We start from the raw sequence: 24,385 nt of genomic DNA, 5'->3' as shown, positions 1-24,385 counted from the left end.
GTGAGGTAGAGTCGGGTATCGGATCTGGAGGGGGTGGTGATGTCGAATGTCGGTGGAACGTCTTCCGGGGCAGAGGCAGTCGGTGCAGATGCGCGCCGGCCGACGCGGCAGGTCAGGGTGGGCCATGTGCGGATCGGAGGCGATGCGCCGATCATGGTCCAGTCGATGACCAACACCGACACCGCCGATGCCGAGAGCACGGCGATGCAGGTGGCGCAGCTTGCGCGTGCGGGGTCCGAAGTGGTGAGGATCACCGTCAACAGCCCCGAGGCCGCGGCGCAGGTCCCGGCGATCCGCACCCGGCTCGATGCGATGGGTTGCAACGTACCGCTGGTCGGCGACTTCCACTTCAACGGGCACCGGCTGCTCACCCAGTACCCCGAGTGCGCCGCAGTGCTCGATGCCTACCGGATAAACCCGGGCAACGTCGGTCGTGGTACGAAGCGTGACGAACAGTTCGGCACGATGATCGAGGTGGCCATCCGCTACGGCAAGCCGGTACGCATCGGCGTCAACTGGGGCAGCCTCGACCAGGCGCTGCTGGCGCGGCTGATGGACGAGAACGCCCAGCTGCCCCGGCCGGCCGAGGCCTCGGCGGTGATGCGCGAGGCGCTGGTGGTGTCGGCGATCGACAGCGCACGCGAGGCCGAGGCGATCGGCCTGCCGGGCGATCGCATCGTTCTGTCGGCGAAGGTCAGCGCGGTACAGGACCTGATCACGGTCTATCGCGAACTGGCGCGGCGCTGCGATTACCCGCTGCACCTCGGGCTGACCGAGGCGGGCATGGGCTCGAAAGGGATCGTCGCATCGACCGCCGCGATGGCGGTGCTGCTGCAGGAAGGCATCGGCGACACCATACGCGTGTCGCTGACGCCCGAGCCGCATGGCGATCGCACGCGCGAGGTGATCGTCGCGCAGGAAATCCTGCAGACCATGGGCTTGCGTTCATTCACGCCGATGGTCGTCGCCTGTCCGGGCTGCGGCCGCACCAGCAGCACCTTCTTCCAGGAACTCGCCGACGGCATCCAGAGCTACCTGCGCGCGCAGATGCCGGTGTGGCGCGACCAGTATGCCGGGGTAGAGACGATGACCGTGGCCGTGATGGGCTGCGTGGTGAACGGGCCCGGCGAGAGCAAGCATGCCAACATCGGCATCAGTCTGCCCGGATCGGGCGAGACGCCGGTCGCGCCGGTGTTCGTCGACGGGCGCAAGACGGTGACCCTGAAGGGAGACGGCATCGCGACGGAGTTCAAGGCAATCGTCGACGAATACGTCCGTTCCCACTATTCGGTACGCAACACGACAGCCGCCGAGGCCTGACCTCCGGGCGCGCTATACTCGGCGGCTTTGCCGTCGCCACCGGCGACCGAACAGAACCGTCCCCGATGGGTACTTCCCTCCAAGCCGTACGCGGCATGAACGATCTGCTACCGGCGCAAGCCGCGCGCTACCGTCGCCTCGTCGAGTGCGTCTCGGGTGTGCTCGCACGCTACGGCTACAGCGAGTTGCGCACGCCGGTGCTCGAGCGCACCGAACTGTTCGTGCGCACCATCGGCGAAGTCACCGACATCGTCGAGAAGGAGATGTATACCTTCCGTGACGAACTGAACGGTGAAAGCCTGACGCTGCGCCCGGAAGGGACGGCCGCCTGCGTACGCGCGGCGATCGAGCACAACCTGCTCTACGGTACGCCGCAGCGGCTCTGGTACGAAGGGCCCATGTTCCGTCACGAGCGGCCGCAGAAGGGGCGCTATCGGCAGTTCCACCAGGTCGGTTGCGAGGCGATCGGCTTCGCCGGTCCCGATATCGATGCCGAGCAGATCGTGCTCTGCGCACGGCTCTGGCGCGAGCTCGGGCTGACCGACATTTCGCTGGAACTCAATTCGCTCGGCGATGCAGCCACGCGTGCGGCCCATCGCGGGCGGTTGGTCGCCTACCTAGAGCAGCATCGAGACCTGCTCGATGAAGAGGCCCTGCGCAGGCTGCATACCAATCCCCTGCGCATCCTCGACACCAAGAACCCGGCGATGCAGCAGATGGTGGCCGGTGCACCGAAGCTGGTCGACATGCTCGACGCCGAGTCGGCGGTCCACTTCGACGGGCTGCAAGCACGGCTGGCCGGCGCCGGAGTCGCCTTCACCCTGAACCCGCGGCTGGTGCGCGGACTCGACTACTACAACCGCACGGTGTTCGAGTGGGTGACCACCCGGCTCGGCGCGCAGGGCACGATCTGTGCTGGAGGCCGGTACGACGGGCTGGTCGAACAGCTCGGCGGGCGTGCGGCGCCAGCCTGTGGTTTCGCGATGGGTCTGGAGCGCATACTTGCGCTGATCGAGGGTACTACCGCACTACGCGAGGCGCCGCCGCCGGCAGCCTATGTGGTGCATCAGGGTGACGCCGCGGCGGTCTTTGCAGTCGAAGTGGCCGAGGGGTTGCGCGACCGCGGCCATACCGTGGTCGTGCATGGTGGCGGTGGCAAGTTTGCCGCCCAGATGAAGCGCGCCGATGCGAGCGGTGCGCGCTACGCGTTGATCGTCGGCGAGTCTGAACTGGCCGAACGCAAGGTCAGCCTGAAGCCGCTGCGCATCCCCGGTGAACAGCAGTTGCTCGCGCCCGATGCGGTCGCCGCGCTGCTGGCCGAACGACACTGACGCCTGCTGGCGCCGTCATTGCCGGGCGCCGTCCCGCGCAGCGCCGGCGTCCCAACCCAGTATCCAACTCCTCCGCATCACCGACCCAACCGACCCAACCGACCCGGAAGCCCGATGGCCCATTTCGACCTGGAACAGCAGGAACAGATCGACGCGATCAAGACGTGGTGGGAGCGCCACGGCAACCTCGTCACGGTCGTAGTGGTCGTGGTGGCGCTGGCGACCGCCGGCCTGTCCGGCTGGCGCTGGTACCAGAACCGGCAGACCGAAGGGGCGTCGCTGCTCTACCTCGCAGTCCAGGAGGGCTTGCAGGGCAACAACCAGACCAGGGTCCGGGAGGCAGCCGCCCAACTCACCGACAAGTATCCTGGCACCGGGTATGCGGTGCTCGCGGCACTGATCGCGGCCCGGCTCGACTTCGAGGGTGGCGACACCAAGGCGGCGCGCACCCGTCTCGAATGGGCGATCGCCAACGCGAAGCAGGACGAGTTCCGCGACCTCGCGCGGCTGCGGCTCGCGGCGGTACTGGTCGACGACCGCGACCTCGTGGCCGCGCTGCGCGTGCTCGATACCAAGCGCGGCAGCGCATTCGATGCGCTTTTTCTCGACCTGCGCGGGGATGTGCTGCTCGCGCAGGGCGATGCGAATGCCGCGCGTAATGCGTACCAGCTCGCGTTCGACAAGCTCGAAGAGAAGAGTCCGTACCGCAATCTGGTTCAGCTGAAGCTCGATGCGCTGGGCGAGGCGAGGTGAACCCCATGCGCCGGACGATATCCACCAAGACCGCATCACCAGCCCTCGCGCGCCCGGCGCGGCGCAGCCTGCTGCGTGCGCTGTCGGCTGCAACCCTTGCGCCGGCCGCGTTCGCTGGTTGTGGCACGGTGGGCGGGGCATACGACAGCCTGTTCGGACGCAAGGTCGATCCGCGCCTGCGTCCGGCGGTGCTGGTGCCGTTCCAGGCGAAGCTGCCCTTGCGCGTGCTATGGCAGGGCAACGTCGGCAGTTCCGGGCGCTACGTGTACACGCCCGCGGTCGATGGCGGGATGGTCTTCGCGATTGGCACCGACGGCAATCTGGCTGCGTTCGAATCGGCCACCGGCAAGCTCGGCTGGCGCCAGCAGGTAATCCGGCCGACAGCCGGCGGTGTGGGTGCGGGCAACGGCCTGGTTGCGGTCGGCGGGCAGAACGGCGAGGTGCAGGTCTACACGCAGGCGGGCAAGCTCGCCTGGGAGGTCCGCCTTTCGAGCGAGGTTCTCGCCGCACCGTTGATCACCGACGGTCTGGTGCTGGTGCGCACCGGCGACTCCCGGATCTGGGGCCTGGAGGCCGATACCGGCCGGCAGCGCTGGGTTTACCAGCGCGGTGCGGCACCGACCCTGTCCGTGCGCACGCACGTCGGCTTCACCGTTTCGCGCGGTGCGCTGTTCGCCGGTTTCGGCAATGGTCGCCTGGTCGGCCTCGACCTCAAGACAGGCCTGGTCGGGCTGGACGTCGCAGTGGCGCTGCCACGCGGCGCTACCGAACTCGAACGCGTGGTCGAGATCACCAGCGTCCCGGCCTTCGACAACAATGAGGTGTGCGCGGCGGCCTTTCAGGGGCGCGTCGCCTGCTTCGATGCACAGCGCGGTACGCTCGCCTGGTCTCGCGACATTTCGAGCATCGCCGGGCTGGCCCTCGGTTCACGCACGGTGTACGTGGTGGACGACCGCAGCGTGATACATGCGCTCGACCGTGCCAGCGGTGCCAGCCTGTGGCGCCAGGCAGCACTGCAGCTGCGCAACGTGGGCGCGCCGCGGATCATCGGCCAGGCGCTGGTGGTCGGCGACTACCAGGGCTTCGTGCACCTGCTGGATCCCGAAGACGGCAGCTTCATGGCCAGGATCCCGACGGACGGTAGCGCGATCTCGATCGAAGCCCGGCCGGTGGATCGCGGCTTCGTGATCCAGACCCGCAGTGGCGGTGTGTACGCAATGGGCGTGGTCGCCTGACCCGATGCAACCTACCCTGGTCCTGGTCGGCCGCCCCAATGTCGGAAAGTCCACACTCTTCAACCGGCTGACCCAGTCGCGCGATGCACTGGTGGCCGATTTCCCCGGCCTGACCCGGGACAGGCACTATGGACGTGGATCGTTCAGCGGCCGGCAGTTCCTGGTGGTCGATACCGGTGGCTTCGAGCCGGTCGTGCGCGAGGGCATCGTGCGCGAGATGGCGCGGCAGACCGAGCAGGCGATCGACGAGGCGGACGCGATCCTGTTCCTGGTCGACTATCGCACCGGGCTGACGCCGCTGGATCGTGAGATTGCCGCACGGCTGCGGGTGACCGGGCGCCCGGTGTGGCTGGCGGTGAACAAGGCCGAGGGCATCCAGGACGCGATCGCGGGTGCAGATTTCCAGTCGCTAGGCATGGGTTCGCCATGGACGATCTCGTCGGCACACGGCGAGGGCGTCGGTGACCTGCTGGCCGACGTGCTGGCGCGGTTCCCCGAGGATGAGCCGGAGCCGCTCTCTTCCGAACCGGAAGCACCGCAGGCGCCGCGCATCGCGATCGTCGGCCGGCCGAACGTGGGAAAGTCGACACTCGCCAACGCCCTGCTCGGCGAGGAGCGGATGCTCGTTTTCGACCTGCCGGGCACCACCCGCGACAGCATACCGGCCGACTTCGAGCGCGGGGGCAAACGCTACACGCTGGTTGACACTGCGGGCATGCGCCGGCGCGCGCGGGTCGACGAGGTGATCGAGAAGTTCTCGGTCATCAAGACCCTGAAGGCGATCGACGACTGCAACGTGGCCGTGCTGGTGCTCGATGCACGCGATTCGGTCAGCGACCAGGACGCACACATCGCGGGCTACATCCTGGAAGCCGGCCGTGCGCTGGTCGTTGTCGTCAACAAGTGGGACGGGCTGCCTGCCGAAGCGCGCGGCCGCGTGAAAGACGACATCGAGCGGCGCCTGGGCTTCCTGTCGTTCGCCCGTACCCTTTACGTTTCGGCCCGGCGGGGTACCGGGCTCAACGCGCTCCTGCCTGCGGTCGATGCTGCATTTCGCGCGGCCATGCTCCGGCTGCCGACGCCGAAGCTCACGCGTGCGCTGCTCGCTGCGGTCGAGAAGCAGAATCCGCCACGTTCCGGATTCTCGCGCCCGAAGCTGCGCTATGCGCACCAGGGCGGCATGAATCCGCCGATCGTGGTCATCCATGGAAACACGCTGGATGCGGTGCCGGCAAGCTACCGGCGCTACCTCGAACACATGTTCCGCACCACGTTCAAGCTCGAAGGAACGCCGCTGCGCATACAGTTCAAGAGTGGCACGAACCCCTACGAGGGCAGGCCGCGCACGCCGAAGTAGAGGGGCCGGGTGGACATCCGCATGCTGCACTGCAACGGGTGGCTTTGGTCTGGAAAATCCAGTACAGTGTTTCGTCAAGAATAAGCGAGGTAAGGCAACGTGAGCGCTAAAGGTCAACTGCTGCAGGATCCCTTCCTGAACACGCTCCGCAAAGAGCATGTGCCGGTCTCGATCTACCTTGTGAACGGCATTAAGTTGCAGGGCCAGATCGAGTCGTTCGACCAGTACGTCGTGCTGCTCAAGAACACGGTCACGCAGATGGTCTACAAGCACGCCATATCCACCGTGGTGCCTGCCCGCGCGGTCAGCATCCAGTACGATCCGCCGGCGGACAGCTGAGTCCGGCATTGCCCAACCCGCCGAGCCGATAGCCGACGGATGTTCGAACGGCCAGATACGGGTAGCCGAGCGCTGCTGGTCGCACTCGGGTCCTCAGAGCGCGACTACGACGAGAGCCTCGCGGAATTGCGCGAACTCGTGGCATCGGCCGCGCTCGAGGTGGCCGGCGTGGTCGGCGGCAGCCGCAACCGGATCGATCCGTCCACCTATGCCGGATCGGGCAAGGTCGCCGAGATCGCCACGCTGCGCTCCGAACTCGACGCTTCGGTGGTCATATTCAACAACGAATTATCCCCCGTCCAGGAGCGCAACCTCGAGCGGGCACTCTGTTGCCGGGTGGTCGACCGCACGACGCTGATCCTCGATATCTTCGCGCAGCGCGCACGCAGCCATGAAGGCAAGCTGCAGGTCGAACTGGCGCAACTCGACCACCTCGCTACACGGCTGGTCCGTGGCTGGACGCACCTGGAGCGGCAGAAGGGCGGTATCGGCCTGCGCGGGCCGGGTGAGACCCAGCTCGAGACCGACCGCCGGCTGCTGGGCAAGCGGGTGAAGGTCCTGAAGGAAAAGCTGCACAAGGTCGAACGTCAGCGCTCCACGCAGCGGCGCGCGCGCGCGCGCGGTGCGGCGCTTTCTGTGTCTCTGGTCGGGTATACCAACGCAGGCAAGTCGACGCTCTTCAATGCGCTGACTCACGCCGGGACCTATGCGGCCGACCAGTTGTTCGCCACGCTCGACACGACCAGCCGGCGGATGTTTTCGCCAGCCGGGCGCAATATCGTGCTTTCGGACACGGTGGGATTCATCCGCGACCTGCCGCACGAACTGGTGGCTGCTTTCCGCGCGACGCTGACCGAGACTGCGCAGGCCGACCTGTTGCTGCACGTGGTCGATTTCGCCAGCAACGACCGCGATCGGCAGGTCCGTGAAGTGAACCGGGTGCTGGCCGAAATCGGTGCCGACGGCGTGCCGCAGATGCTGGTGTACAACAAGATCGATCTGGTATCGATCGATCCGAAGGTGGTACACGATGAACTCGGCGGGCTGACCAGTGTCTCATTGTCGGCCCTCACCGGTGCAGGGGTAGACCTGCTCCGGGTGGCCCTGGATGATTTCTTCGATCGTGCTGAACGTGAGCCGGGCTTCGAACCGGATGAGAGGGGCGACGCGCCGATGAACGGGAAGGCACTGCTGCCCGCACCGGCGATCGTCGATGCGGAAACGTGGACCAGTGGTCCGGGAGGCGCCGCCACAGGCGCCGGGAGCAGGTAACGATGGGCTTGAACGACAACCAGTGGGGAAAGCGCGGCGGCGGAAGCAGCGGCGGGGGTGGCGGAGGCGGGGGCAACAACCAGGGGCCGCCTGACCTCGACGAACTCTGGCGGCGCTTCAGCCGCAAGCTCAACGACATGCTCGGCAACCGCAAGCAGGGGCCGCGCGAAGTCGGCGGGGCATCCGGCGGCGGGTTCGGAGGGGGCGGCCTTTCTTCCGGACAGTGGCGCAATGGCGGGCTACTGGTCGCCGCGATCGTGGTCCTCGGCTGGATCTCCAGCGGGGTCTACATCGTGGGGCCGGCCGAGCGTGGCGTCGTGCTGCGCTTCGGCAAGTTCGTCGAAGAGACGAACCCGGGACCGCGCTGGCACCTGCCCTGGCCGATCGAACGCGCCGAAGTAGTGAACGTGTCTGGCGTGCGTACCGTTGAAATCGGCTATCGTAACAACCCGCGCAACAAGGTGCTGCGCGAGTCGCTGATGCTCACCGACGACGAGAATATCGTCGACGTCCAGTTCGCCGTGCAGTACACGCTTTCCTCCGGCCGAGATTTCCTGCTCAACGTGCGCAACCCCGACGAGTCGGTGCTGCAGGCGGCCGAGACCGCGATCCGCCAGGTGGTCGGTGTGCGCCGCATGGATTCCGTGCTCTACGAAGACCGCGGCGGGGTACAGGCCGACGTGCTGAAGGTGATGCAGAGCCTGCTCGACCGCTACAACCTGGGCATCCTGATCAGCAACGTGACGATGCAGTCGGCGCAGCCGCCAGAGCAGGTGCAGGCCGCGTTCGACGATGCGGTGCGTGCCGGGCAGGATCGCGAGCGTCAGAAGAGCGAAGGCGAGGCGTATGCCAACGACGTGATTCCCAGGGCGCGGGGCGCGGCAGCGCGCCTGGCCGAGGAGGCCGAAGGATATCGCCAGCGCGTGGTCGCCACGGCCGAGGGCGAGGCAACCCGCTTCCGGTTGGTGGTCGAAGAGTACAACCGTGCGCCCCGGGTCACCCGAGACCGTCTCTACATCGATGCGATGAATACGGTCATGACCAATGCGACCAAGGTCGTCGTCGACCAGCGCCAGGGCAGCAACCTGCTGTTCCTGCCGCTCGACAAGCTGATCGCCTCGGTCGGTGCCACGGCGCCGGCGGTGAACCCCGGCGACCCGACCGCGACGCCGGCAGCCGCTGCGAAGCCCGCCCCGACCGAACCGGCCGCGGCGTCCCCCGAAACCGCACGCTCTCGTGATGCGTTCCGCAGCCGCGAGAGGGAGCAGCGTCAATGAAGCCGACCGTATCCCTGACCCTCGTGGTCGCCCTGATCGTGCTGATCGCCTTGAGCATGAGCGTGTTCGTCGTCGACCAGCGGCAGACGGCCATCGTGCTGCGCCTGGGCACGATCGCGCAGGTAGTCGAATCGCCCGGGCTGAAGTTCAAGATCCCGGTCCTCGATTCGGTGCGCTACTTCGACAAGCGCATCCTCACGATCGATGCGCCCGAACCCGAGCGCTACCAGACGTCCGAGAAGAAGAACGTGCTGGTCGATTCGTTCGTGAAGTGGCGCATCGTCGACGTGCGACAGTATTTCATCGCCGTGCAGGGCAACGAGGCAGCCGCAGTCAACCGCCTGTCGCAGACCATCAACTCTGCGCTGCGGTCGGAATTCGGCTCGCGTACGGTCAACGACGTGATTTCGGGCGAGCGCCAGAAGATCACCGAAATGGTCCGCGAGCGCGCCGACAAGGATGGCCGGGCGATCGGCATCGAGGTGGTCGACGTGCGCATCAAGCGGGTCGACTACACGCAGGAGGTCAGCGAGTCGGTCTACCGGCGCATGGAAGCCGAGCGCAAGAGCGTGGCGAACGAACTGCGGTCGACCGGGGCGGCGGAGGGCGAGAAGATCCGTGCCGATGGTGACCGGCAGCGCGAGATCATCCTCGCCGAGGCCTTCCGCGACGCGGAGCGGATACGCGGCGAGGGCGATGCGAAGGCATCGGCGCTGTACACCGCGGCGTTCCAGTCGAATGCGGAGTTCTTTGCGTTCTACCGGAGCCTCGAGGCCTACAAGCGCAGCTTCGCCGGCCGGAACAACGTGTTCGTCCTGGAGCCCAATTCGGAGTTCTTCCGCTACTTCCGTTCGCCCGGTTCGCCCCAGAAGTGACAAGCCGGACAGCTGTTGGCGGCTGAGCCTGCATGGAGCCGGGTACCTTACTGCTGCTGGCGATCGCGCTGATGCTGGTCCTGGAAGGGCTGCTGCCCTTCCTCGCCCCGAGGCTGTGGCGAGAGACCTTCACCCGGCTGGTGTCCCTGCCCGACAACCAGCTGCGCTTCGTCGGGCTCACCTCGATGCTGGCTGGCGTACTGATCTTGTACTGGGTCCATTAGAATAGGCGGTTCGCGCCGCGCCGGCCTGCATCCTGCGGGCAGGCCCGGTATCGTCCCGTCACGCCCATCGATCCAGACCATGCGCAACTGGCAGCTGCCCGCCCACATCGAAGACATTCTTCCGCCGGAAGCGCAGCGGGTCGAGTCGCTGCGTGGCCGACTGCTGGAGCTGTTCCGCACGCGTGGCTACCAGGTGGTGATGCCGCCGCTGCTCGAGTACGTCGACTCGCTGCGGGTGGGAACCGGCGTCGACCTGGACCTGCGCACCTTCAAGCTGGTCGACCAGTTGTCCGGGCGCCAGATGGGTGTGCGCGCCGATATCACGCCCCAGGTGGCCCGCATCGACGCATACCTTGCCCAGCGCGAAGGCGTGGCCCGCTACGCCTACTGCGGCAGCGTGCTGCATGCGAGGCCGGCGACGGACAATGCCCGGCGCGAGCTGCTCCAGCTGGGAGCGGAACTGTTCGGCCATGCGTCGGTCGAGAGCGACGTCGAGGTGCAGCAGTTGATGCTGCGTGCACTGTCGCTGGCAGGGGTCCCCGACGTGCACCTCGACCTCGGGCACGTGGCCGTCTTCCGTACGCTCGTCGCGCGCGCCGGCATCGACGCTACGCTCGAGTCCGCGCTGTTCGCCGCGCTGCAGGGCAAGGACGTGCCTGAAGTCCGGGCGCTCACCGAGGTCGTGGCCTCCCCCTGGCGGGAGGCGCTGCGCAGGCTGCCGGAACTGTATGGCGATCGTAGCGTGCTCGATGCGGCCGCGCGCGAACTGCCGGCGCTGCCCGAGATTTCCCGCGCGCTGGGGGAACTGACCGCGATGGCCGATGCTACGGCGCCGGGTGCCGCGACGCTGCATTTCGACCTGGCCGAACTGCGCGGCTATCATTATCACAGCGGGGTGGTATTCGCGGCATACACTGCCGGACATGCCACCGCGATCGCGGCAGGCGGGCGCTATGACGAGGTCGGTCGCGCCTTTGGTCGGGCTCGCCCGGCGACCGGTTTCAGCCTCGATCTGCTCGAGGTGTCGACCATCGTCGGCGCCGAGCCCGCCACCGGCGCGGTAATCGCGCCGACGGGCACGGACGCGGCGCTGCTGGCGGCGATCGAGGCGCTGCGTGCGACGGGTGAAATCGTCGTGATGGACCTGCCCGGAGACCAGCGGCCGATAGCGGAGCTCCGTTGCAGGCGGGCGCTGGTCCTGCGCGACGGCTGCTGGCTGGTCGAACCCATCTAGCGACAGGCGCGGCGCGTATGCTCCGCCGCGCACCGAACGAACAACTGCATAAGAATCTCGAGGCGGAACTCATGGGCAGAAACGTCGTTGTGATCGGTTCCCAATGGGGCGACGAGGGCAAGGGAAAGATCGTCGACTGGTTGACCGACCATGCGCAGGGGGTGGTGCGTTTCCAGGGCGGCCACAACGCAGGGCACACACTGGTGATCGGCGGCCGCAAGACGGTGCTGCGGTTGATCCCGTCCGGCATCCTGCGCGAAGGCGTCGAGTGCTACATCGGCAATGGCGTAGTGATCTCGCCCGATGCGCTGATCAAGGAGATCGTCGAACTCGAGGCCGCCGGCGTCGAACTGCGCTCCCGGCTGCGCATCAGTGAAGCCTGTCCGCTGATCCTGCCGTACCACGTCGCGATCGACCATGCGCGCGAGGCTGCGCGTGGCGAGAACAAGATCGGCACCACCGGGCGCGGCATCGGTCCGGCCTACGAGGACAAGGTTGCCCGGCGTGCGCTGCGCGTGCAGGACCTCTTCTACCGCGAGCGCTTTGCCTCCAAGCTGGGTGAAGTGCTCGACTACCACAACTTCATGCTCAAGCATTACTTCAAGGCACCCACGGTCGACTTCCAGCGGACGCTGGACGACACCATGCTGCTCGCCGAGAAGCTCAAGCCGATGGTGGCCGACGTGCCGCGCATGCTCTACGACGCACACCGCGCCGGCAGGAACCTCCTGTTCGAGGGGGCGCAGGGTACGCTGCTCGATGTCGATCACGGCACCTATCCGTTCGTCACCTCGAGCAACTGCGTGGCCGGCGCTGCGGGTACCGGCTCGGGCATGGGGCCGCACCTGTTGCACTACGTGCTGGGTATCACCAAGGCATACACGACGCGCGTCGGTTCGGGGCCTTTCCCGACCGAGCTCGACGACGACATCGGCCGCCACATCGCGGCTCGTGGCAACGAGTTCGGTTCGGTCACCGGCCGGCCGCGCCGTTGCGGCTGGTTCGATGCCGCGGCGATCAAGCGCGCCATCCAGATCAACGGGCTGTCCGGGCTGTGCGTGACCAAGCTCGACGTACTCGATGGCATGGAGTCGTTGCAGATCAACGTCGGGTACCGGATCGACGGGCACGAGGTCGACATCCTGCCGTTCGGTGCAGAGAACCTTGCTCGCTGCGAGCCGATCTACGAGGAAGTCGCAGGGTGGAGCGACAGCACCGTCGGCATCCGCACCTACGACGCGTTGCCCGAGGCCGCGCGCAACTACCTGAAGCGCATCGAGGCGATCTGCGGCGTGCCCATCGACCTGATCTCCACCGGGCCCGACCGCGACGAGACGATCGTGATGCGCCATCCGTTCAACGCCTGAGCATCCGCAGCTCCGGTCCAACGTACCTGCTGACAGCCAAGATGGCCGACCTTCACATATCCTGGGATGACTACCACCGCGACAACGAGCGCCTCGCGTGCGACGTGCTGCGTTCCGGCTGGTCGTTCGACCAGATCGTCTGCATCGCCCGGGGCGGCCTGCGGGTGGGCGACACGCTGTCGCGGATCTTCGACATCCCGCTGGCCATCATCTCGACCCAATCCTATGGCGGTGAAGCCGGCACGGTGCGCGGGCATATCCGCGTGGCCGAACACCTGACCATGACCACCGCCCGCCTGGGCACGCGCATCCTGCTGGTCGACGATCTCGTCGATTCCGGCATCACGCTCGACGTGGTCAAGCGCCACCTCGAAGAGGCATACGCTTCCACCGAGGAGGTGCGTACGGCCGTGCTCTGGTACAAGGCGGTGTCCATCGTCAAGCCTGACTACTTCGTGCACTACCTGCCGGAGAACCCCTGGATCCACCAGCCGTTCGAGCGCTACGACCTGATGGATCCGGAGAGCCTGCTCGACGCAGCCGGCTGAGCGGGCCGCAGGCTGCTGCAGTCAACGCAATCGCCGGCATTGATGAACTGGAATGCCGTTTGCTTCGCCGCTGTTCGTCCGAGACCGTTCGTCCCGGATCTCTTGCTCGTGGAAAACCGATGACCAAGCCTGACGTCTCATCCGCACGACGCCTGTCGCCCTCGGCGGCGCTGCTGCTGGCCTTGCTTGCCTTGCCCGCTGGTGGAGCACTCGCTCAGGAGTTTCCATCCAAGCCGGTGCGCCTGGTGGTCACCTTCACGCCGGGGGGCGGCGCCGACACGACCGCACGCGTGTTCGGCGAGCGGTTGTCCGAGCTCTGGAAGCAGCCCGTCCTGGTCGACAACCGCGCGGGTGCAGGTGGTTCGATCGGCGCCGAGGTGGTGTACCGCGCCCCGGCTGACGGCTATACCCTGCTGCTGGGTACGAACACCCACATCATCAACCAGGTCGTGTACTCGAAGCTGCCGTTCGACTTCACCAAAGACTTCACCTCGCTCGCGATGGTCACGTCCGCTCCAATGGTGATCGCCGTCAATCCGGCGAAGGTCGCCGCACAGAACGTGCGCGACTTCACCTCGATGCTGGTGAAGGCGCCGGGCAAGTTCTCCTATGCGAGCTGCAACGTCGCCAGCCCGCACCACTTCGGGATGGAGATGTACAAGTTCGCGATGAAGATCGACGCGATGCATATCCCGCACCGCGGCTGCGGGCCGGCGGTGGCCGATGCGGTAGCCGGACAGGTCGACATCGTGGTCGCGACGCTGCCGCCGGCCGTGCCGTTCTTCGCGACCGGGCGCCTGCGGCCGATCGGGGTGCTCAGTGCGCAGCGCTCGTCCTCAGCGCCCGAGATCCCGACGTTGCGCGAGTCGGGCATCCCGGAACTGAAGGACTTCTCGCTCGAGGCCTACTACGGATTCATGGCACCGCCGAAGACGCCGGCCGGGGTCGCCGGGAAGATCGAGGCGGACGTGCTGAAGGTCGCCGCCTTGCCCGAATTGCGTACCAAGCTGTCCGGCGCAGGCATGGACATGATGGTGCTCAATGCCGCGGCGATGACGAAACTGATCCGATCCGACTTCGAGAAGTACCAGAGGGCAGGCAAGGCGGCGAACATCAAGCCGGAGTAGCCCGAGGATCCTTGCGCCTGACGCACGGGCGTGCAGGATATCCCCGCAGGGTCATGTTCATCCCAGTGCCGCAATGATGCGGTCACGGGTCAGCGGCAGGTCGCGCACGCGAACGCCGAGTGCATGGGCGAGTGCGTTGGCCACCGCCGCAGCGGTCGGCCCGGTCGGCGTCTCGCCGGCGCCGAGCGGCTCCTCGTCGCGCCGGTCGATCAGGTGCACCTCGACCTGCGGCACTTCAGAGAACGTCAGCACCGGATAGGTCTCCCAGTCGCGCGACAGGATGCGCTCTCGGTCGAACTGCACCTGTTCCTTCAGCGTCCAGCTCAGTGCCTGCAGGATGCCACCTTCGGTCTGGTTCAGGATGCCGTCCGGGTTGATCGCGAGGCCGACGTCGACCGCAGCCACCATGCGCGTGACCCTGAACTCGGGCTCGAGCACGATCTCGGCGACGATTGCGATGTAACCGTAGCCGTTCTTGTACTGGGCAAACGCGATGCCGCGGCCCTTCGTGCCGTCGCTCCGTTCGTTCGGCACCCAGCCGGCCTTCTGCGCGGCCAGCTCGATCACCGCACGGGCGCGCGGGTTCTCCATGTGACGCAGTCGGTACTCGACCGGGTCGGCGCCGCATGCCTCGGCCAGTTCGTCGATGAACGACTCGCCGGCGAACACGTTCGCATAGGCACCGAGCGCACGCAGCGTGGAGGCGCGCAGCGGCAGTTCCTCGACCCGGTGCGCGATGACCTTCTGGTTGGGCAGCGCATAGATCACTTCGGCGTTGCGTGCCATGCCGCCGCCGCCGGACATCGCCGGATCGCCCTGCGGGATCCGCGGCACCGGCTTCTCGAGGTGCCAGGCAGCGAGCAGCGACACGCTCGGTTCGGTGGTGACTACCACGCCCGGGCGCTGGGTATGCCCGTTGCTCCACAGGTCGAGCGACCAGTCGACGATGTTGCCGTCGCCGTCGACCGAGGCGCGGGTTTTCACCACCATTGCCGGGCCGAGCGGTTCCCAGGCGAACTCGTCGTCGCGCATCCACTGCAGCATCACCGGCCGTCCCGGCACCGCGCGCGCGAGCAGCACCGCGTCGAGTGCCGCATCGTCGGCACCGTTGTGGCCGTAGCAGCCGGGACCGTCCACGTGGTGCGCGACCACCGATTCGACCGGCAGGTTGAACACCTCGGCCAGTTCGCGCTGCAGGGGGAACACGCCCTGGCTGTGCGTCCAGACCTCGATGCCGCCGGCCTCGAAGGTGGCCAGAGCCGAGGAAGGGCCGAGCGAGGCGTGGGCAATGTAGGGCTTGGAGTAGCGCGCTTCGAACGTCTTTGCCGCCCGGGCGAGGGCGGCGGCGTCGCGGCGCTCGACGATCACCGTGTCGGTGGTGTCACGGGTCTCGATGAAGCGGTATATGTCTGCGGCATCGGTCGGGATCGGCTGCTCGGTCCAGCACGACCCGGCGATCATCGCCTTGCGGGCCTTCACGGCCTGTTCCTCGCGCTCGGCGACCACGCCGAGGAAATCGCCGTCGCGCACGACCGCCAACACCCCGGGCATCGCGCGGATCGCGGCCTCGTCGATCGACACCAGCTTCGCGCCGAACGACGGCGGACGCGCGACCCGGCCATGCAGCATGCCGGGCAGCTTCATGTCGGCGACGAAGCGCGGCTGGCCGGTGAGCTTGTCGGGGATGTCGAGCCGGCGCGCGTTGCGGCCGACCACGGTGTAGCGGGCGACCGGCTTGGGCGGTACCTGCCCGGTGGCCTCGCGCGCGAGCAGGTCCGCATGCGGCAGGTCCCAGTAACTGGTTTCGCGGATACGGTCGGCGCCGGTGATCCTGCCTTCCTCGACGACCAGCCGGTCGGCGGGGATGTCGAGGCGACGCGCGGCCTCGGCGAGCAGCAGCGCCCGCACCTCCGCGCAGGCCGAGCGCATCGCGCTGCCGCCTTCGGAGATCGAACGGCTGCCGGAGGTATGACCTTCGTCCGGCGTGAGCCGGGTGTCGGCATCGACGATACGCACCTGTTCGAACGTCAGGTCGAGTTCGTCGGCGGCGATCTGGGTGATCGCGGTGATGATGCCCTGGCCCAGTTCGACGCGACCGGTGAACACGGTGACGGTGCGGTCTTCGTTGAACTTCACCCAGCGGTCGAGCCGCGGGTTCGCCGACAGCATCGGCGGTACCTTGAGGGGGGCGCTCATGCCGGGGCTCCGGTGCGGGCTGCACGCTGTATCGCGCGGAGGATTCGGGCCTGCGTACCGCAGCGGCACAGGTTGCGATCCATTGCCTCCTTGATCTGGTCGAGCGTGGGGTCGGGCGTGCGCTCGAGCAGGGCAGTGGCCGACATCAGCATGCCGGAGATGCAGTAGCCGCACTGCACCGCCTGTTCGTCGAGGAATGCCTGCTGCAGCCGGGACATCGCGCCGCCCGAAGCCAGCCCCTCGACGGTGGTGACTGTCTTGCCGGCCGCGGCCCAGAGTGGCGTATCGCAGGCGTTGACCGCATGGCCGTCGAGCAGTACGGTGCAGGCGCCGCATTGGCCCAGTCCACAGCCGAACTTCGCGCCCTTCAGGTCGAGATCGTTGCGCAGCACGTACAGAAGCGGGGTATCGGGTTCGGTGCTGACCGAGTGATCGGAACCGTTGACGGTGAAGCGGGTGGGTTCGGGTAGACTCATCGCGTATCTGTGAAGGCGGGAAGAAGTTGGTCATGCATACGTCGGGAGTAGAAATGAAATCGCCTGCAGGCACAAGCGGCCGCAGCCCGATTGCACCGCGACGGCGTCCGCGCCCGCCTGCCAGCCCCCTCGCCGTTGCGATGGCTGCGATGCTGCTGATCGGCCTGCCGCTCGCGATGCCGGGCAACGCCGGGGCGCAGGCTTTTCCGTCGAAGCCGGTGCGCTGGGTCGTGCCGTACGCCCCGGGCGGCAACACCGACATGATTGCGCGCGTGATCGGTGCCCGGATGAGCGAGACGCTCGGCCAGCAGGTGGTGGTCGAGAATCGCGCCGGCGCTGCCACGCTGATCGGTGCGGAGTACGTGGCACGCGCTGCGCCCGACGGCCACACGATGTTGCTCGCGACGAGCACGACGCTGGCGATCAACCCGCACCTGTACCGGAAGCTTCCGTACGACCCGGTCGCCGACTTTGCGCCGATCACGTTGATCGCGCGCGTGGCGATGGTGCTGGTCACGCATCCGTCGCTGCCGGCGAAGACCGCGAAGGAACTGGTCGCGCTCGCTAAGGCACGGCCGGGGCAGATCGCCAACGGCACCCAGGGACTGGGCAGTCCGTCGTACATGGCGTCCGAACTCTTCAAGAGCGCTGCCGGCATCTCGCTGATCGACGTGCCCTACAAGGGCAGCGGTCCGGCGGTACCCGACCTGATGGGCGGGCAGATCGCGATGCTGTTCGACAACACCAGCCTGAACTTCGTGCGCGCCGGGCGCCTGCGTGCGATCGCGCATACCGGGGAGAAGCGGTTGGCGGTCGCGCCCGAGGTTCCGACGATGGTCGAGTCGGGATTCCCCGGCGTGGTGTTCTATTCGTGGCAGGGCGTGGTCGCACCGGCGAAGACGCCGCCTGACATGGTCGCCCGGCTCAATGCCGAGGTGGTGCGGGCGCTGAAGCTCGCCGACGTGCAGTCGAAGATCACCGCCGAGGGTGCCGAGATCCTCGCCGTCGGTCCGCGCGAGTTCGGCGACTACATCCGCAGCGAGATCGTGCGCTTCGGCAAGGTGATCCGCGACGCAGGCGTGAAGCCCGAATAACCGACGGCAGTGCAGCGCGGTCTTCCGCAGGGCTGCAGCCGCATTCGTACCGGAGGCAGCATGCAGCAGGCAATCGACGTCCACTCCCACATGCTGTGCGAGGAATGGATGACCCTGTTCCGCGCGCACAGTGGCTCGCGCTTCACGATCCGCCAGGTCACTGGCGGCAAAGAGGTGATCCACTACGACGGCATCGCGTTCATGACGCCGGAAGAGTGCATGTTCGACTACGGGCAGCGGATCCAGGCGATGGACGAGGCCGGCGTCGGCATGGCGGTGCTGTCGCTGACCGGCCCGAACGTTTACTGGGGCGACGAGGCGGCCAGTTCGCGCGCCGCACGCGCGATCAACGACAGCTTCGCGCAGGCGCAGTCCGAGCATCCGTCGCGGCTGCGCTGGATCGCGTCGTTGCCGTTCCAGTACCCGGAACGCGCGATCGAGGAACTTGCGCGCTCGATCGATGCCGGTGCTTGCGGCGTGATGGTGCTCGGAAACATCGGCGGCGAGTCCCTGACCGCAGAGCGGTTCGCGCCGGTCTGGGCCGAGATCGACCGGCGTGGGCTCCCGGTGTTCCTGCACCCGACCGTGCCCTGTGGCTGTGCCGAGATGGACATGGCGATGTACCAGTTGTCGGCATCGGTCGGCTTCACCTTCGACTCGACGCTGGCCGTCACCCGGATGATCTTCGACGGCTTCTTCGATCGACTCCCCAACCTGAAGCTGATCGTTGCGCACGGTGGCGGTACGCTGCCCTTCCTCGCGCCGCGGCTCGATCGCTGCCACGAGGTGATCGCGTCGGCGCGCACCCGCATCGCCGAGCGGCCGAGTACCTACCTGAAGCGCATCTATGCCGACTCGGTGCTCTATTCGCACGAGGCGCTGCGCGACACCGTCGAGGTGTTCGGGGAGGATCATGTGCTGTTCGGCAGCGACTATCCGCATAACATCAGCGACATGGTGGGGATCCTGGCACGCATCGATGCGCTGCCCGGGATGCTCCGCGACAAGATCCGCGGCGCCAATGCGCAGCGGGTGTTCGGCATCTGAGTGGAAAGTGGACGGACTCCGGGGGACGGCAAGCAATGGATCTGATGAAGGTTGAAGTGCGCGACGGCATGCAGGTGGAGTGGAACGTACCGATCACCATGGACGACGGCGTGGTGCTGCGCGCCGACGTGTTCCGCCCGCTCGGAGGTGGGCATCATCCGGTGATCCTGAGCAGTGGCCCTTATGCGAAAGGACTCGAATTCAAGGAAGGCTACCCCGCCAACTGGGCACGGCTGGTCAAGTCGGCGCCGGAAGTGCTCGAAGGTTCCAGCAACAAGTACCAGACCTGGGAGCTGGTCGACCCCGAGAAGTGGGTGCCGGACGGCTATGCCTGCGTGCGGGTCGACTCGCGTGGCGCCGGCTGCTCGCCGGGGGTGATCGACTGCTGGTCGGCACGCGAGGCGGTCGACCTTGCCGCCTGCATCGAGTGGGCGGGCGCCCAGGGCTGGAGCAACGGCAAGGTCGGCGTGAACGGCATCTCGTACTACGCGATGAACCAGTGGCAGGTCGCCGGCCTGCGCCCGAAGCACCTGGCTGCGCTGTGCCTTTGGGAAGGCTCGTCCGACTACTACCGCGAACTTTGCCGCCACGGCGGCATCCTGTGCGATTTCCTCGATTCGTGGTACCGGCGGCAGGTCACCTCGGTGCAGTACGGCGTCGGCGAGCGCGGCGCGAAGAGTGCGGTGACCGGCGATCCGGTCGCCGGCCCGGTCACGCTGTCCGAGGCCGAACTGGCCGCCAATCGCGTCGATCTCGGCGGCGAGGCACGCAACCGGACGCTCGTCGACGACTACTACCGCGCCCGCATGCCGGATTTCGAGAAGATGGAGACGCCCATGCTCTCCTGCGCCAACTGGGGCGGCATGGGGCTGCATACCCGCGGCAACTTCGAAGGCTTCCAGCGCGCCGCTTCGTCGCAGAGGTGGCTGGAGGTGCACGGTGACACCCACTTCACGCACTTCTACAGCAACTACGGCATCGCGCTGCAGAAGCGCTTCTTCGGCCACTTCCTGAAAGACGAGGACACCGGGTGGGCACAGCAGCCGAAGGTCTCGCTCAACGTGCGCCACCCGGGCGAGCGGTTCGTGCTGCGCGGCGAGGACGAATGGCCGCTCGCACGCACGCAGTACACACGGTACTACCTCGATCCGCAAGGCATGGGTTTGTCTACCGACGTGCCGGCGCGGGGCGGCAGGCTCGACTACGAGGCGATGGGCGACGGTCTCACCTTCCTTTCTCCGGCGATGACCGAGCCGCTCGAGATCACCGGTCAGGTCGCCGCTCGCCTGTGGCTGTCGTCGACGACCCGCGATGCCGACGTGTTCCTGGTGCTGCGGGTGTTCGACCCGTCCGGTCGCGAGGTCACCTTCATCGGATCGAACGATCCGCGCACGCCGGTCGGCCTCGGCTGGCTGCGCGCGTCGCAGCGCAAGGTCGACCCGGCGCTGAGTACGCCGTCGCGCCCATGGCATCCGCACGACGAGGCCTGGCCACTGCAGCCCGGGGTGCCGGTGCCGCTGGATGTCGAGATCTGGCCGACCTGCATCGTCGTGCCGGTGGGCTACCGGTTCGGGTTGACCGTGCGCGGGCATGACTATGCGTTCGACGGCACCGATTTCGGCGTCGCGAACGCCGCATACCCGATGAAAGGCGTTGGCCCGTTCACCCATGACGATCCGGTCGACCGGCCAATGGATGTGTTCGGCGGCGCCAATACGCTGCATTTTCCGGCCGACGACGCGCCTTTCCTGCTGCTGCCGGTGATTCCTGCCCGGTGATCGAGCCAACGCTGCGCCGGGACATGCATGCCGGCGCAGCCGACAACCGGCCTGCAGGTGTTACCCTGCGCGCTGGATCTTCGTCGAATCGATGCCGGGCGGGTTCACGCCCGAGCCGCCGGTGCCACCGTCCACCAGGGAAACCCTGGCTGGACCTGCCTACGGATCCCGGAGAGATCTCACTCCGGGAAACGATGGTGCCGAGAAGAGGACTCGAACCTCCACAGTGTTGCCACCGCCAGGACCTGAACCTGGTGCGTCTACCAATTCCGCCATCTCGGCATGTCGGCCGAGGAATGTATTCAACCACGCAGGCTTTGTCAATTGAACTCTCAATATCGTCGTCGCTCCGGACTCCGGACGTCGAATAAACCGGTCTTCACGACCATCGTTCCCGAGCGGGACAAGATCCTCGAAGCCCTGCGCGAAGCGGGCGTGCCGATGGAGCCGGAACGGCTGTCGGAAATCCTGGAGGTCGCCCCGGAGTCCGCCGAAGGATTCTCGCGCCGCCTGGCGGCCATGGAGCGCGAAGGCGAGGTGATCGCCAATCGCCGCGGCGCGCTCGGGCTGCCCTCGAAGATGGACCTGATCCGGGGCCGTGTGCAGGGCCACCCGGATGGCTTCGGTTTCCTGGTGCCGGACGATGCGACCGGCGACCTGTTCCTCGGCCCCGCCGAAATGCAGAAGGTGCTGCACGGAGACCGCGTGCTCGGCCGCGAGGTGGCGGCACCGCGGCGCGGCAAGCGTGAAGCGGTGGTGGTCGAGGTGCTCGAGCGCGCCAACCAGCGCGTGGTCGGGCGGCTGGTGGTCGAACACGGAGTGCGCTTCGTGGTCGCGGAAGACCGCCGGGTGAGCCAGGACATCCTGGTCTCGCCGGACGACTCTTTCCCGGCCAGGGCCGGGCAGGTGGTGGTGGCCGAGATCATCGAACAGCCGTCGCGCCACAGCCAGCCGATCGGGCGCATCGTCGAGGTGCTCGGCAACTATGCCGATCCGGGCATGGAGATCGAGATCGCGCTGCGCAAGCACGACCTGCCGCATGTGTTCACCGCCGAGGTCGAGACACTCGCGGGCAAGTTCCCGAAGGCGCCGCGCAAGACCGACCTGCGCGGCCGCGTCGACCTGCGCGAACTGCCGCTGGTGACCATCGACGGCGAGACCGCGCGCGATTTCGACGATGCGGTGTACTGCGAGCCGGTGCTGCGGCCCGATCCGGGCAAGCCGGCGGCCAAACGCGCGCGCCGTTCGATCGCGCAGACGGTCAGCGACATGGTGAAGGATGCGACTGGCTACGGGCAGGCGCCCGCCGTGCCGGGCAGCGGCCTGAGCGGTCGCAAGGCGGTGCCCGATGCCGCGTACAAGCTGTTCGTCGCGATCGCCGACGTCGGCCACTACGTGAAGCCGGGCGATGCGCTCGACACCGAGGCACTGGCGCGCGGCACGTCGGTCTACTTCCCGCGCCGGGTGATCCCGATGCTGCCCGAGGCGCTGTCCAACGGCCTGTGTTCGTTGAACCCGAACGTCGATCGGCTGTGCATGGTGTGCGAGGTCGACGTGGGTGCAGACGGCAGCCTGCTCGCCTATCAGTTCTACAACGCCGTGATGAACTCGAAGGCGCGACTCACCTACACCGAGGTGGCCGAGATCCTCGACGGCAGCCCGATGGCGCACGCGAAGAATTATCGTGACCTGGTGCCGCACCTGAAGGCGCTGGAAGCCGTCTTCCGGGTGCTGCTGAAGGCACGCGCGCAGCGCGGCGCGATCGATTTCGAATCGTCAGAGACGAAGATGGAGTTCGACGACAACGGCAAGATCCACCGGATCGTGCCCGTCGAGCGCAACGATGCGCACCGGTTGATCGAGGAATGCATGCTGGCGGCCAACGTCTGCGCCTCGCAGTTCCTCGCGAGCCACAGCCATCCGATGCTCTACCGCATCCATGCCGGCCCGAAGAAAGACCGTCTGGAGTCGCTGCGCGAGTTCCTGCGCGGCTTCGGCCTGTCGATCGGTGGCGGCGAGTCGCCGCATGCGCGCGACTATGCCCGGGTGCTCGAGCAGATCCGCGACCGGCCGGACCGGCTGCTGCTGCAGACGGTGATGCTGCGCTCGCTGGCGCAGGCGGTGTACAGCCCGGACAACATCGGACACTTCGGGCTTGCCTACGACGGCTACGGGCATTTCACCTCGCCGATCCGCCGTTATCCCGACCTGTCGGTGCACCGCGCGATCAAGGCGGTGCTGCAGAAGAAGACCTACAAGCCGACCGGAATGGACTGGACACAACTCGGCCAGCACTGTTCCCAGGTCGAGCGCCGGGCCGACGATGCGTCGCGCGAAGTCGAGGCCTGGCTCAAGTGCTTCTACATGCTCGACCGCGTCGGCGAGAGCTTCAGCGGCACGATCAGTGGGGTCACTTCGTTTGGCGCCTTCGTGACGCTCGACGACCTGCATGTCGACGGGCTGGTGCACATCTCCGAACTGGGTACCGACTACTTCCACTTCGATGCGATCCGCCACCAGTTGCTCGGCGAACGCACCGGCCAGCGCTACCGGATCGGTGACCGCATCGGCGTCCAGGTGGTGCGGGTCGACCTGTCCACCAGCAAGATCGACTTCGTACTCGCACCCGGCACGCAGTTGAAGGGGCCGCTCGCCGCCAGCGGCGCTCGTGCGGGCAAGGACGCGAAGGAGGGCAGGGCCGCTGGCGCGCCGCCGCCCGCTGCCGCGTCGAAGGGTGGGAAGAAGCGGCGATGAGCGCGCCGCTGCGGACGCTGTCCGGGCTGCATGCGGTCACCGCCCGGCTGCGCGCCGCACCGCAGTCGATCCGCGAGCTCTATGTCGATGCGAAGCGCGCCGACGGCCGCACCCGCGACCTGCTGGCGCTGGCGGCGGAGAAGTCCGTCCGCGCGATGGCGGTCGATGCGGCGCGCCTCGACGCGCTGTCCGGCGGCTCGGCGCGCCACCAGGGCGTGGTCGCGCGTATCGATGGCGACAGCCGGCGCAGCGTGCACTTCGACGACCTCGTCGAGGACCTGCCGCAGAACCCGCTGCTGATCGTGCTCGACGGCGTACAGGACCCGCACAACCTCGGTGCCATCCTGCGCGTGGCCGATGCGATGGGTGTCGATGCGGTGATCGCGCCGAAGGACCGCGCTGTGGGTATCACCGCCACGGTGGAAAAGGTCGCCTCCGGTGCCGCCGAGACGGTTCAGTACGTGACCGTGACCAACCTGGCGCGCGCGATCGACGCGCTGAGGGCGCGCGGTATCTGGTGCATCGGCGCCGACGAGGCGGGCAAGGGCGACCTGTTCGGCGCGAAGCTCACCGGGCCGCTGGCCTGGGTGATGGGCGCCGAAGGCGAGGGCCTGCGGCGGCTGACCCGGGAACGCTGCGACGAACTGATGCGCATCCCCATGTTCGGCGTGGTGGAAAGCGTGAACGTATCGGTGGCTGCAGGTATCTGCCTGTTCGAGAGCCGGCGGCAGCGGGCGGCGGCTGGGGTCAGGTCTTGATTCTTGCATGCCCTCGACTTGCC

General features: G+C 67.2%; 21 protein-coding genes and 1 tRNA gene. 19 read left to right on the top strand and 3 right to left on the bottom strand.

The window, feature by feature from the left end:
- Positions 1–39 precede the first annotated feature (39 nt).
- The 14 genes from ispG to ING98_01975 all read left to right on the top strand — a co-directional run bounded on the left by ispG (position 40) and on the right by ING98_01975 (position 14,259).
- Positions 40–1,320: a flavodoxin-dependent (E)-4-hydroxy-3-methylbut-2-enyl-diphosphate synthase gene (ispG, locus tag ING98_02040; protein MCA3100630.1), complete on the top strand. Its 1,281-nt coding sequence runs from the start codon at positions 40–42 to the stop codon at positions 1,318–1,320.
- Positions 1,321–1,385: 65 nt separating this feature from the next.
- On the top strand, positions 1,386–2,651 hold the full coding sequence (hisS, locus tag ING98_02035; GenBank protein ID MCA3100629.1) for a histidine--tRNA ligase: 1,266 nt from the start codon (positions 1,386–1,388) through the stop codon (positions 2,649–2,651).
- 114 nt (positions 2,652–2,765) lie between these two features.
- Positions 2,766–3,404, top strand: a complete 639-nt coding sequence (locus ING98_02030; GenBank protein ID MCA3100628.1) for a tetratricopeptide repeat protein — start codon at positions 2,766–2,768, stop codon at positions 3,402–3,404.
- Positions 3,405–3,409: 5 nt separating this feature from the next.
- Complete coding sequence (gene bamB, locus ING98_02025; protein ID MCA3100627.1) at positions 3,410–4,639, top strand: outer membrane protein assembly factor BamB; 1,230 nt, start codon at positions 3,410–3,412, stop codon at positions 4,637–4,639.
- Positions 4,640–4,643: 4 nt separating this feature from the next.
- Complete coding sequence (gene der, locus ING98_02020; protein ID MCA3100626.1) at positions 4,644–5,996, top strand: ribosome biogenesis GTPase Der; 1,353 nt, start codon at positions 4,644–4,646, stop codon at positions 5,994–5,996.
- Between the two features lie 99 nt (positions 5,997–6,095).
- Positions 6,096–6,335 carry an RNA chaperone Hfq gene (gene hfq, locus ING98_02015; protein MCA3100625.1) on the top strand — a complete coding sequence of 80 codons (240 nt, stop codon included), beginning with the start codon at positions 6,096–6,098 and terminating at the stop codon, positions 6,333–6,335.
- Positions 6,336–6,374: 39 nt separating this feature from the next.
- Entirely contained in the window at positions 6,375–7,607 is a 1,233-nt protein-coding gene (hflX, locus tag ING98_02010; protein MCA3100624.1) for a GTPase HflX, read from the top strand.
- Positions 7,608–7,609: 2 nt separating this feature from the next.
- Complete coding sequence (gene hflK, locus ING98_02005; GenBank protein MCA3100623.1) at positions 7,610–8,884, top strand: FtsH protease activity modulator HflK; 1,275 nt, start codon at positions 7,610–7,612, stop codon at positions 8,882–8,884.
- Complete coding sequence (gene hflC, locus ING98_02000; GenBank protein ID MCA3100622.1) at positions 8,881–9,759, top strand: protease modulator HflC; 879 nt, start codon at positions 8,881–8,883, stop codon at positions 9,757–9,759. The genes hflK and hflC overlap by 4 nt, the downstream gene beginning before the upstream one ends.
- Before the next feature lie 32 nt (positions 9,760–9,791).
- A complete protein-coding gene (locus ING98_01995) occupies positions 9,792–9,983 on the top strand; it encodes a DUF2065 domain-containing protein (protein ID MCA3100621.1) in 192 nt (63 codons plus the stop codon).
- Between the two features lie 79 nt (positions 9,984–10,062).
- Entirely contained in the window at positions 10,063–11,217 is a 1,155-nt protein-coding gene (locus tag ING98_01990; GenBank protein ID MCA3100620.1) for an ATP phosphoribosyltransferase regulatory subunit, read from the top strand.
- 71 nt (positions 11,218–11,288) lie between these two features.
- The gene (locus ING98_01985; GenBank protein MCA3100619.1) at positions 11,289–12,584 is read left to right on the top strand and encodes an adenylosuccinate synthase; all 1,296 of its coding nucleotides are present in this window, start codon (positions 11,289–11,291) and stop codon (positions 12,582–12,584) included.
- A 41-nt stretch (positions 12,585–12,625) separates the two neighbouring features.
- A complete protein-coding gene (locus ING98_01980) occupies positions 12,626–13,132 on the top strand; it encodes a phosphoribosyltransferase (protein MCA3100618.1) in 507 nt (168 codons plus the stop codon).
- A 119-nt stretch (positions 13,133–13,251) separates the two neighbouring features.
- A complete protein-coding gene (locus ING98_01975; GenBank protein MCA3100617.1) occupies positions 13,252–14,259 on the top strand; it encodes a tripartite tricarboxylate transporter substrate binding protein in 1,008 nt (335 codons plus the stop codon).
- Positions 14,260–14,316: 57 nt separating this feature from the next.
- Here ING98_01975 and ING98_01970 read toward each other — a convergent pair whose 3' ends face one another.
- The gene (locus ING98_01970; protein MCA3100616.1) at positions 14,317–16,455 is read right to left on the bottom strand and encodes a xanthine dehydrogenase family protein molybdopterin-binding subunit; all 2,139 of its coding nucleotides are present in this window, start codon (positions 16,453–16,455) and stop codon (positions 14,317–14,319) included.
- On the bottom strand, positions 16,452–16,931 hold the full coding sequence (locus ING98_01965) for a (2Fe-2S)-binding protein (GenBank protein MCA3100615.1): 480 nt from the start codon (positions 16,929–16,931) through the stop codon (positions 16,452–16,454). The genes ING98_01970 and ING98_01965 overlap by 4 nt, the downstream gene beginning before the upstream one ends.
- Positions 16,932–17,071: 140 nt before the next feature.
- Here ING98_01965 and ING98_01960 point away from each other — a divergent pair, with 140 nt between their 5' ends.
- The 3 genes from ING98_01960 to ING98_01950 all read left to right on the top strand — a co-directional run bounded on the left by ING98_01960 (position 17,072) and on the right by ING98_01950 (position 20,850).
- On the top strand, positions 17,072–18,025 hold the full coding sequence (locus ING98_01960) for a tripartite tricarboxylate transporter substrate binding protein (protein ID MCA3100614.1): 954 nt from the start codon (positions 17,072–17,074) through the stop codon (positions 18,023–18,025).
- A 60-nt stretch (positions 18,026–18,085) separates the two neighbouring features.
- Positions 18,086–19,072, top strand: coding sequence for an amidohydrolase (locus tag ING98_01955; protein MCA3100613.1), 987 nt, complete (start codon positions 18,086–18,088; stop codon positions 19,070–19,072).
- Between the two features lie 68 nt (positions 19,073–19,140).
- Entirely contained in the window at positions 19,141–20,850 is a 1,710-nt protein-coding gene (locus ING98_01950) for a CocE/NonD family hydrolase (protein MCA3100612.1), read from the top strand.
- Between the two features lie 195 nt (positions 20,851–21,045).
- Here the strand turns inward: ING98_01950 and ING98_01945 are convergent.
- Positions 21,046–21,132 (bottom strand) — tRNA-Leu (locus ING98_01945).
- A 159-nt stretch (positions 21,133–21,291) separates the two neighbouring features.
- Here ING98_01945 and rnr point away from each other — a divergent pair.
- Complete coding sequence (gene rnr / locus ING98_01940) at positions 21,292–23,604, top strand: ribonuclease R (GenBank protein MCA3100611.1); 2,313 nt, start codon at positions 21,292–21,294, stop codon at positions 23,602–23,604.
- Complete coding sequence (gene rlmB, locus ING98_01935; protein ID MCA3100610.1) at positions 23,601–24,362, top strand: 23S rRNA (guanosine(2251)-2'-O)-methyltransferase RlmB; 762 nt, start codon at positions 23,601–23,603, stop codon at positions 24,360–24,362. The genes rnr and rlmB overlap by 4 nt, the downstream gene beginning before the upstream one ends.
- Positions 24,363–24,385 lie beyond the last annotated feature (23 nt).

This window comes from Rhodocyclaceae bacterium, from assembly GCA_020248265.1.
Taxonomy (GTDB): domain Bacteria; phylum Pseudomonadota; class Gammaproteobacteria; order Burkholderiales; family CAIKXV01; genus CAIKXV01.
The sequence above is the reverse complement of the archived record's forward strand: the minus strand, read 5'-3'. Positions and strand labels throughout refer to the sequence as shown.